This window comes from Frankia sp. CgJB1 (assembly GCF_977947065.1).
In genome coordinates this window covers 1-9,477 of the sequence record NZ_CDWTNB010000159.1, presented here as the reverse complement: position 1 = coordinate 9,477, position 9,477 = coordinate 1, and the positions used below count along the sequence as shown (strand labels likewise).

Sequence of the window (9,477 nt, the reverse complement as noted above, 5' to 3'; positions counted from 1 at the left end):
GGGTGAGAGCCAGCGCCGCAGCCCGGTCGGCATCGGCCGGGGTGCGGACCGCGGAGTCCGAGACCAGGCGGCGGACCAGCTCGGCGGCGCTCGGGCGCTCCTCCGGCCGACGGGCGAGCGCTGCGCGCACCAGCGGGGCGAGTTTCGCCGGCACGCCGGCGATGTCGGGTGGTCGGTCCTCGCGCATCCTGGTCAGCACGTCGGACTGCTCGGAGGCGAACGGCGGATGTCCCGTCGCCGCGTACGTCACGCAGGCGCCCCAGGCGAACACGTCGGCGGGGGGCCCGGCCCGTTCCCCGCGCAGCTGCTCGGGCGCCATCCAGGCCAGCGTGCCAATGAGAATCCCGGTCCGGGTGTGGCTGGGGATCCCCGAGGCCCGCGCGATGCCGAAGTCGATGACCTTCGGGCCGTCCCAGGCCAGCAGGATGTTCGAGGGCTTGAGGTCGCGGTGCACCACTCCGGCGGCATGGATGGCGATCAGCGCGTCGGCGAGTCCCACGCTGAAGCCGTGCAGCAGCCGTTCCTCCAGCCGGCCGTGGCGCAGCACCGCGTCGGCGAGGCTGGTGCCCTCCACGTATTCGGTCGCCAGCCACGGCGACGTGGCCTCGGGACCGGCATCGAGCACCGCCGCGACCGCCCGGCCGTGCACCCGGCGGGCGGCGGCCACCTCGCGGCGGAACCGTTCCCGGAATTCGGGGTCGTCAGCGAACCGGGCGTCGGGAACCTTCACCGCGGCGGCCCGGCCGTCGGCGTTGAAACCGAGGTACACGGTGCCCATGCCGCCAGCGCCGATCCGGTTGTGGATCGTGAACGGGCCGACGTGGCGCGGGTCGTCGTCAACAAGCGGGGTCAGCATCGTGCCGCCTGTTCTGGTCGCCGCGCCCGGTCCTGCGCCCGGCGGCGCGCCCGGCCGTGAGACTCGGAATACCGGGGCTCACCCGAAAGATCACTCCTTCGTCGGCGGTGGGCACGGGCCGGGGCCCGGTGGCCGCCGGCCCGCGCCCACCGGCGTCCGTGGGGTCCACGGCGTTCACGGCGTTCACGGCGTTCACGGCGTTCACGGCGTTCACGGCGTTCACGGCCCCGCGAGACCCCTAACCCTGAACCATAATGCTTCCAGCGCAGCGATGTGCGGCTGGGCGCGGAGGCGGGCGCGTCGGGTTCGCCACCCGGCACCGCCCGCCGCCACCCGGACCCCGGCGGACGGCGGCCCTACCGTCGGCTGCCGGAGACATTCGGGTCGCTCGGTGGAATCTTGTCCAGGGTGGAGAAGTTCGTGCCGGTCCAGCGGAAGCGGACGTCGGCGTGGCCCGATGGGGCATCGACCGGGTCCCGCGGGTCGTAGGTGGCATAGCGCAGCACGACCTCATGATCGTTGCGTTGGCGCTGGAGGGTAATGTGCGCGCTGGGTGCCTTCGTGTCCGTGCCACGGTATTCACCGTCGGCGAAGACGAAGGCGAGCTGCCGGGGGGTGTCCCCGGCCGGCTGGCCGGTGCCGATCACGACGTTCAGTCGCCGGTCGGCCGCGTAGGTGCTCATGTCCGGCTCATAGCCCTTCCGGCGCACCGTGGCGGCGGCGTCGGCGGCGGACAGCGTCGCCGTGGTCGCCACCGGCGTCGGGCTCGCTGACGCCGACGCCTGCGCCCGCGCCGATGCGGGCCCGGTCGTGGCGGGCGGCGCGGCGGCCTGCGGCGGACCCGTCGTCCCGGCGGCTGTCCCCCCCGTCGCCAGCGGGTTCGGCGTCGACCCCGTGACGGTGGGCGTGTCGTCGCCACGGTTGAGCACCAGGGCCGCCGCGAGGCCCCCACCGAGCAGCATCGCGAGCAGCGCGGCCACCGCCACGGCGGCTCCACGCCGCCCGTCGCCCCCGCTCCCGCCTCTGCCTCTGCCCGGCCCGACACGCCACCCGTCGTCCTCCCAGCCGGCTGCGTCGTGGCTCACGGTCGGCGGGGCGGGCGCGCGGTGGTGGGCGGGATCGGGACCGTAGCCGGCACCGCGGTACCCCCCATCGCGGTACCCCCCATCGCGGTACCCCCCATCGCGGTACCCCCCATCGCGGTACCCCCCATCGCGGTACCCCCCATCGCGGTACCCCCTGTGGGGACCCTCGCCGTCCGGCGGGGTCGGCGGCAACGACCACCAGCGGGCCAGCGCCGTCTCGCTGGCCCGGTCTGATTCGGTGGGGGAGTGGACGTCGTGGCCGACCAGTCGGGCGAGCAGCTCGGCGGCTGCGGGGCGGCGCGCCGGCTCCTTGTCCAGGGCCGCCCGCACGACGCCGGCCAGGGACGCGGGCAGCCCGTCGAGGTTGGGCTCCGCGGTGAGGATCTGCATGCCGATCGCCTCCGCCCGTTCGCCCCGGAAGGGGGGCCGGCCGGCTGCGGCGAAGGTGACGCAGGCCCCCCAGGCGAAGATGTCGGCCGCGGGCCCGGCCCGCTCGCCGCGCAGCTGCTCGGGCGCCATCCAGACCAGGGTGCCGATCAGCATTCCCGTCCGGGTGTGGCTCGTGTTATCCCCGGCGCGGGCGATGCCGAAGTCGATGACCTTCGGGCCGTCCCAGGTGAGCAGGATGTTCGCCGGTTTGAGGTCGCAGTGCACCACCCCGGCGGCGTGGATCGCGACCAGGGCGTCGGCCAGGCCGACGGCGAGTCCCTGGACCAGTCGATCGTCGAGCCGGCCGCGGGTGGCGACCGCGTCCGCCAGGTTCCTGCCCTCGACGTACTCCGTGGCCATCCACGGCCGTTGCCCGGTCAGGTCGGCCTCGAGCACGGCGGCGACGGCGCTGCCCCTGACTCGGCGGGCCGCGTCGACCTCGTGCCGGAAACGGGACCGGAACTCGGGATCGTCGGCGAGTCCGGCCGACGGCACCTTCACGGCCGCCGGCTTGCCGTCGGTGTCGAAACCGAGGTAAACGACGCCCATCCCACCCGCGCCGATGCGGTTCGCCAGCCGGTAAGGGCCGATGCGCCGGGGGTCGTCCGTGGTCAGGGGCGTCAGCACGCCGCTTGCCTTCTCTCCGTCGTCGGGTGTCGGGTGGCCCGGGTGTCGGGGTGGCCCGGCGGTTCCGGCGCACCTCGCGACGGTGCGGGGTGGAGATGCGCTGATTGTCTCCCGTGCGGTCCCCTGCACTTATCTGACGGCGTCGTCTTCGCTTTGTGTTAAGGATCCGCCACCTGATGTGTGCGGTGTGGTCGACGCGCCGCCGTTACGCCCTGACGGCCTTCGCGAGAAGATTTTGCCCATGTTCGGCATAGAACGAAAGAATTAGAGGTTATAGCGTAATCTTGCAGAGATATCTTCGTAAGAAGGTCGACGTCGCCGAGACGGCTCGTGGGGTGGCGACGGGATCCGGATGGAAGTGGTCCGGGGGGAGGAGAGCGGGATGGTCGTCCCCTTGCAGCCGGCCCAGGTGTCTGCATCCGGTGCCCGGCCGGCGGAGGGGCTGTCGGCGGATGCAGTGCTGAGCACGCTCGGTCGCCACGTCCTCGTCGACGGCTTCGACCTCGTCTGCGACCTGGCGATGAGCCGTGGCAGCGTGCTTGTCGACGCCCGTGATGGGCGGCGCTACCTCGACCTCTACAGCTTCTTCGCGTCTGCGCCGCTCGGGATCAACCCGCCGGACCTCGTCGACGACGCGGGCTTCGTCGCTCGGCTGGGTCGGGTGGCGGTCAACAAGCCGGCGAATCCGGACGTCGCCACCGTCGCTTACGCCGAGTTCGTGCGGACCTTCGCCCGAGTCCTCGGCGATCCGCAGTTGCCGCATCTGTTCTTCGTCGAGGGCGGGGCCCTGGCGGTGGAGAACGCGCTCAAGTGCGCCTTCGACTGGAAGAGCCGGCACAACGCGGCACACGGCCGTCCCGCGGCGCTCGGCCATCGGGTTCTGCACCTGCGGAACGCCTTCCACGGACGCAGCGGCTACACCCTTTCGGTCACGAACACCGATCCGGTCAAGACCGAGCGTTTCCCCGTCTTCGACTGGCCGCGCATTGACTGCCCGGCGATGGTGTTTCCCTGCGTGGGGCCGGCACTCGACGCGGTGATCGCCGCGGAACGTGTCGCGCTCGGCCAGGCCGAGGCCGCCTTCGCCGCCCATCCCCACGACATCGCCTGCTTCCTGGCCGAACCGATCCAGAGCGAGGGCGGGGACAACCACCTGCGGGCCGAGTTCTTGGCCGCGATGGCCGAGCTCTGCCGGCGCCACGACGCGCTGTTCGTGCTCGACGAGGTGCAGACCGGTGTCGGCGCCACCGGCTCGGCATGGGCCTACCAGCAGCTCGGCCTGCGCCCGGACGTCGTTGCGTTCGGCAAGAAGGTCCAGCTCGGCGGGGTGATGGCCGGCCGGCGGGTCGACGAGGTCGCCGACAACGTCTTCCGCGTGCCCGGGCGGATCAACTCCACCTGGGGTGGTGGCCTGGTGGACATGGTCCGCGCCACCCGCATCCTGGAGATCATCGAGACGCGGGGGCTCATGGCCCGGGCCGGCGAGCTCGGCGTGGGCATGCTCGCCGGGCTGACGGATCTCGCGGCCCGCCACCCCCGGCTGCTGTGCAATCCCCGTGGGCGCGGTCTGCTCTGCGCGGTGGACCTGCCGGGCAGCGCCGTCCGGGACGAGGTGCTGCGGCGGCTGCGGGTGCGCGAGGGAGTCCTCGCGCTGCCCGCCGGGGAACGGGCCATCCGGTTCCGACCGGCGCTGACGGTGAGCGCGGAGCAGCTCGCCGCCGGGATCGCGGCCCTCGGCCGGGTCCTCGACGGGCTGCCGGGTGGATTAGATAGGCCGGGCGGATTAGATAGGCCGGATGGACCCGGCGGACCGGATGGGGGATCGTCATGACGCTGGTACGGCCACGGCGGGTTGGTGCGCTTATTGCCGGACGCCCGCAGGCCGGACGTCCGCAGGACGGGTGCGCGCCGCCCGGCGCGGCCGAAGCGGAGCTCACCCCGGTCCGGACGGTGCCCTCGACCAACCCGGCCCGGCTCGACGACGTGGTCGCCGAGGTCGAGCTGGCCGGCCCGGAGACGATCCTCGCCGCCGCGGTGGCGGCCCGTGACGCCCAGCGCACCTGGGCAGACGTGCCGGCCCCGGTCCGGGGAAGCGTGATCGGCAATCTCGGCCGGCTCGTCGCGGGCAACGCCGCCGCGCTCGCCCGGCTCGTCACCCGGGAGATCGGCAAACCGGCGGCCGAGGCTCGCGGCGAGGTCCAGGAGATCATCGACACCTGCGAGTTCTTCCGCGGCGAGGGACGCCGGCTTTACGGCGAGACCGTTCCCTCCGAGATGCCGGACAAGCAGCTGTTCACCTTCCGGGAGCCGGTCGGGGTGATGATGGTAATCACCGCGGGGAACTTCCCGGTGGCGGTGCCGTCCTGGTACATCGTGCCGGCCCTGCTCGCCGGCGACACCGTGGTCTGGAAGCCAGCCGAGTATGCGGCGGCCTGCGCGCAGGCCCTGGTCGAGCTGATGGCCGCCGCCGGGGTTCCCGCCGGCGCGGTGAACCTCGTGCCCGCCGACGGCGCGGCGACGTCGCTCGGGCTGGAGCGGGCGCTGGCGGCCGGCGTCGTCGACAAGGTCGGTTTCACCGGATCCACCGAGGTCGGCCGGTTTATCGGTGCCCTGTGCGGCCGGTACCTGCAGTCGCCGTGCCTGGAGCTCGGCGGGAAGAACCCGATGGTCGTCGCGCCCGACGCCGACCTGGATGCCGCCGTCGAAGCGGCGGTGTTCGCCGGGTTCGGCACCGCCGGGCAGCGGTGCACCTCGCTGGGCACGGCGATTGTGCACGAGTCGGTGCACGCCGAGTTCGTGCGTCGGCTCGACGCCGCCGTGTCCGCGGCGGCCGTCGGCGACCCGACCCGGGACGTGCTGTACGGGCCGCTGCTCGACGCCAGGTTCGCGGCCGGGTTCGCCGACCATCTCGACCTGATCCGGGACCATCACCGGACCTTCGGGTCCACCGCGGTGGGACGGATCACGTCGGCCGGTTTCGGGACGTCGGCCGGCTCGTTGGCGCCGGCGGTGCCGGGAAGGTGGCCGGGCGGACCGCGCCGCGGCTTCGTCGGCGATCCCGACTCCGGGTTGTACTACCACCCGGTGGTGCTCGACGGCGTGCGCCCGGACGACGAGGTGTTCCGCGAGGAGACGTTCGGCCCGATCATCGGCGTTACCACCTACCGCAGCCTCGACGAGGCCATCGACCTGGCGAACCTGCCCGGCTACGGGCTATCGTCGTCGATCTACACCGGCGATGCGGCGAGCGCGTTCCGGTTCCGGCGTGGGGTGCGGGCCGGGATGGTCAGTATCAACTCCTCGACGTCGGGCGCGGAGGCCCACCTGCCCTTCGGCGGCAACGGGCGGTCCGGCAACGGAAGCCGCCAGTCCGGTCGCTGGGTCCTCGACCAGGTCACCCGATGGCAGTCGATGAACTGGGACTACTCCGGCAGGTTGCAGAAGGCCCAGCTCGACACGGCCGTGCCCCCGGCCGACCTATCCTTCCGCCTGTCGGACCCGTGAGTTCCGGCTGAGACGGGTGCCATGTCGCCGTGCTGCCGTGCTGCCATGTCGCCTCGCCTCACGGACCCGATGGCGTTTTTCTCGACGACGCGGGACAACGCGGCCGGTCACGGCGGATCGGGGCGTCCGGAGGTTCCGCCGCCCCAGTGTGCTGCCGCATCTCGCCGCATCCAGGACTGGGCCCCGGCGCCCGGCGCCGGTCCGCGCCATAGTCGGCGCATGCCAGACCTGGTGACGCAACCGATGCCCGGGATGCGGCCGACCCCCGGCACACGACGGGCCGGCCGCCGGGAATGGGCCGGTCTCGCCGTGCTCGCTCTGCCCTGCCTGCTGCTGTCGATCGACGTGACCGTGCTGTACTTCGCCCTGCCGTTCATCACCGCACACCTCGCCCCGAGCAGCGCCCAACTGCTCTGGATCGTCGACATCTACTCCTTCGTGCTTGCCGGCCTGTTGATCACGATGGGGACGGTCGGCGACCGGATCGGGCGTCGCCGGCTCCTGCTCTACGGCGCGGCCGTGTTCGGAACCGCGTCGGTACTCGCCGCCTACGCCACCGGCCCGGTCATGCTGATCCTCGCCCGGGCGGCGATGGGCGCCGCCGGTGCCACCCTGATGCCGTCGACTCTCGGGCTCATCCGGGTCCTGTTCGTCGACCCGGACCAGCGGCGCGTCGCCGTCGCCATCTGGACGGCGAGCTTCTCCGGCGGTGTTGCGCTGGGACCGCTGCTCGGCGGATTCATGCTGGAGCACTTCTGGTGGGGCGCCGTCTTTCTGATCAATGTGCCGGTGATGCTCCTGCTGCTGGTGCTGGGTCTCGCGTTCCTGCCCGAGTTCCGGGATCCGCGTCCCGGCCGCTTCGACCTGACCAGCGCCGGGCTCTCCCTCGCCGCCGTCCTCAGCGCGGTCTACGGCATGAAGCGCATCGCCGAACACGGCTGGACCGCCGTTCCGATGACCGCCTTCGTCGTCGGTGTGGTCCTGGGTGGCCTCCTCGTGGCCCGGCAGCGCCGGGTCGACCAACCGCTGATCGACCCGCGGCTGTTCGCGTCCCGCGCCGTGCGCACGGCGTTGGCCGTCAACGCCCTCGCTCTGTTCGCCCTCGTCGGGTTCAGCTTCTTCGCCACTCAGTACCTGCAGCTCGTGGCGGGCCTGACCCCGCTGGTCGCCGGGCTGTGGACGATGCTGCCGGCGACCGCGATGATTATTTCTGTGCTGGCTGCACCCCGGCTGCTGCGGCTACTGCGGCTGGGCGGTGCGCTCGGCGTGGGGCTGGTCGTCACCGCGCTGGGATTCGGCATCGCCAGTCGGCTCGGCGTCTCCGGGGGTCTGCCGGTGCTGCTCGGCGCCTATGCCGTGCTAATCAGTGGGGTCGGTGTCGTCCTCACGATCTGCACCGACGTCGTGCTCGGCAACGCCCCACCCGAACGGGCGGGTTCGGCCTCCGCCCTGTCCGAGTCGGCCATCGAGTTCGGGGGCGCGCTCGGGGTCGCCGTTCTCGGCAGCATCGCCACCGCCGTCTACCGGAACGAGGTGCCGACGCGGGCACCGTCCGGCCTGCCCACGATCGCGGTCGACGCGGCGCGGGAGACCCTCGGCGGTGCGGTGGAGGTCGCCCACCGGCTTCCCGGCGGCCTCCACCCCGGTGGCCTCGGCGACATGTTGCTGCGGGTCGCACAGGAATGCTACGTCGACGCGATGTCGGTGACCGCCATGATTGCTATGGCGGTCATGGCGGCCACGGTCGTCGCCGTCGTGATGGTGCTGCGCCGGGACGGTGCGCCGTCGACGCCTGGGTCGTCAACGCCTGGGTCGTCAACAGCTGGGTCGTCGACGGCCGGGAACGCGGTCGCCGAGCGGGCCGAGAGCATCGGCACCGAAGGGTCCGACCGCACGGTGGCGGACTCCGCCGCTCCCGGGTCGTAGGCGCCGTTCCCGGGGCCTAGCTGGGTCAGCCGGCCGTCGGCTGGCTCAGTGCTGTCGGCTGGCTCGGTGCTGTCGGCTGGCTCGGTGCTGTCGGTGCTGTCGCGGGCGACTCGAAGCGGGGCCGCAGGGGCATGCCGGCGGCGCCGGCGTCCGGCCGGACCGCGAGGGTCTGGTGGATCTGGGTCCGCCCGCTCTCGAAGCTCAGCGCCGATCCGGCCATATAGAGCCGCCAGACGCGGGCCCGACCCGCCCCGACCATGCCGACCGCGGCCGGCCAGTTCTTCTCCAGCAGGCGTACCCAGGCCCGCAGGGTCAGCGCGTAGTGCTCGCGCAGGGACTCGACGTGGCGCGCCTCGAAGCCGGCCGCCTGCATCAGGGAGACCATGACCCCGATCTCGTGTAGTTCCCCATCCGGGAAGACATAGCGCTGGAGGAAGTCGCGTCCCCTCGGCAACGGGACCGGGCCGAGGCCGGGCCGGGCCCGGCGGGCCCCCGCGGGGTCGCCGGGGAACGAGATGCCGTGGTTGAGCAGGCGCCCCCCCGGGCGCAGCAGCCGGTACAGCTGGTCGAAGTAGGTCGGGAGCATCGCCCGGCCGACGTGCTCCACCATGCCGATGGAACTGATCGCGTCGAAGGGGCCGTCCGGGATTTCCCGGTAGTCCTGCAGGCGGATCTCGATGACGTCGGCGAGGCCCGCCTCGGCGACGAGGCGGCGGGCCTGCGCGGCCTGTTCCACCGAGATGGTCACCCCCACGCCGCGGACCCCGTGATGGCGGGCGGCGTGGATCAGCATGCTGCCCCAGCCGCAGCCGATGTCCAGTAGCCGCTCGCCGGGACGCAGGCCCAGCTTGCGGCAGACCAGCTCGTGCTTGGCGTTCTGGGCGGCGTCCAGGCCGACCTGCGCCGATTCCCACACCCCGCAGGAATAGGTCATCGTCGGGCCGAGGACGAGGCGGTAGAACGCATTGGACACGTCGTAGTGGTGGGATATCGCCGCCGCGTCCCGGTCCCGGGTGTGCTGCCGGCCGCGCAGCCGGGTCTCCTCGGGCG

The 9,477-nt window shown here is 72.6% G+C and carries 5 protein-coding genes and 1 pseudogene; 3 read left to right on the top strand and 3 right to left on the bottom strand.

Annotation, left to right across the window (positions count from 1 at the left end; genetic code table 11):
• Together AC08OT_RS16100 and AC08OT_RS16095 are read right to left on the bottom strand one after the other, a co-directional pair.
• On the bottom strand, positions 1-856 hold an 856-nt coding region (locus tag AC08OT_RS16100), incomplete at its 3' end, for a serine/threonine-protein kinase (protein WP_476602983.1).
• A 356-nt stretch (positions 857-1,212) separates the two neighbouring features.
• On the bottom strand, positions 1,213-2,997 hold the full coding sequence (locus AC08OT_RS16095; protein WP_476602982.1) for a protein kinase domain-containing protein: 1,785 nt from the start codon (positions 2,995-2,997) through the stop codon (positions 1,213-1,215).
• Between the two features lie 382 nt (positions 2,998-3,379).
• On the opposite strand from AC08OT_RS16095, the gene lat reads away from it, so the two are divergent.
• The 3 genes and pseudogenes from lat to AC08OT_RS16080 form a co-directional block, all read left to right on the top strand.
• Positions 3,380-4,828, top strand: a complete 1,449-nt coding sequence (lat, locus tag AC08OT_RS16090; RefSeq protein WP_476592698.1) for an L-lysine 6-transaminase — start codon at positions 3,380-3,382, stop codon at positions 4,826-4,828.
• Complete coding sequence (locus AC08OT_RS16085) at positions 4,825-6,501, top strand: aldehyde dehydrogenase family protein (RefSeq protein WP_476592697.1); 1,677 nt, start codon at positions 4,825-4,827, stop codon at positions 6,499-6,501. The genes lat and AC08OT_RS16085 overlap by 4 nt, the downstream gene beginning before the upstream one ends.
• 252 nt (positions 6,502-6,753) lie before the next feature.
• Positions 6,754-8,295: pseudogene (locus tag AC08OT_RS16080) on the top strand (MFS transporter); the annotation flags it as partial.
• A gap of 157 nt (positions 8,296-8,452) precedes the next feature.
• Here AC08OT_RS16080 and AC08OT_RS16075 read toward each other — a convergent pair.
• On the bottom strand, positions 8,453-9,477 hold a 1,025-nt coding region (locus AC08OT_RS16075; protein WP_476602981.1), incomplete at its 5' end, for a class I SAM-dependent methyltransferase.

What these genes read in the sequence shown, in the direction of transcription:
- lat (WP_476592698.1), top strand. Translation starts at nt 3,380, where the DNA reads ATGGTCGTCCCCTTGCAGCCGGCCCAGGTGTCTGCATCCGGTGCCCGG.
- AC08OT_RS16085 (WP_476592697.1), top strand. Translation starts at nt 4,825, where the DNA reads ATGACGCTGGTACGGCCACGGCGGGTTGGTGCGCTTATTGCCGGACGC.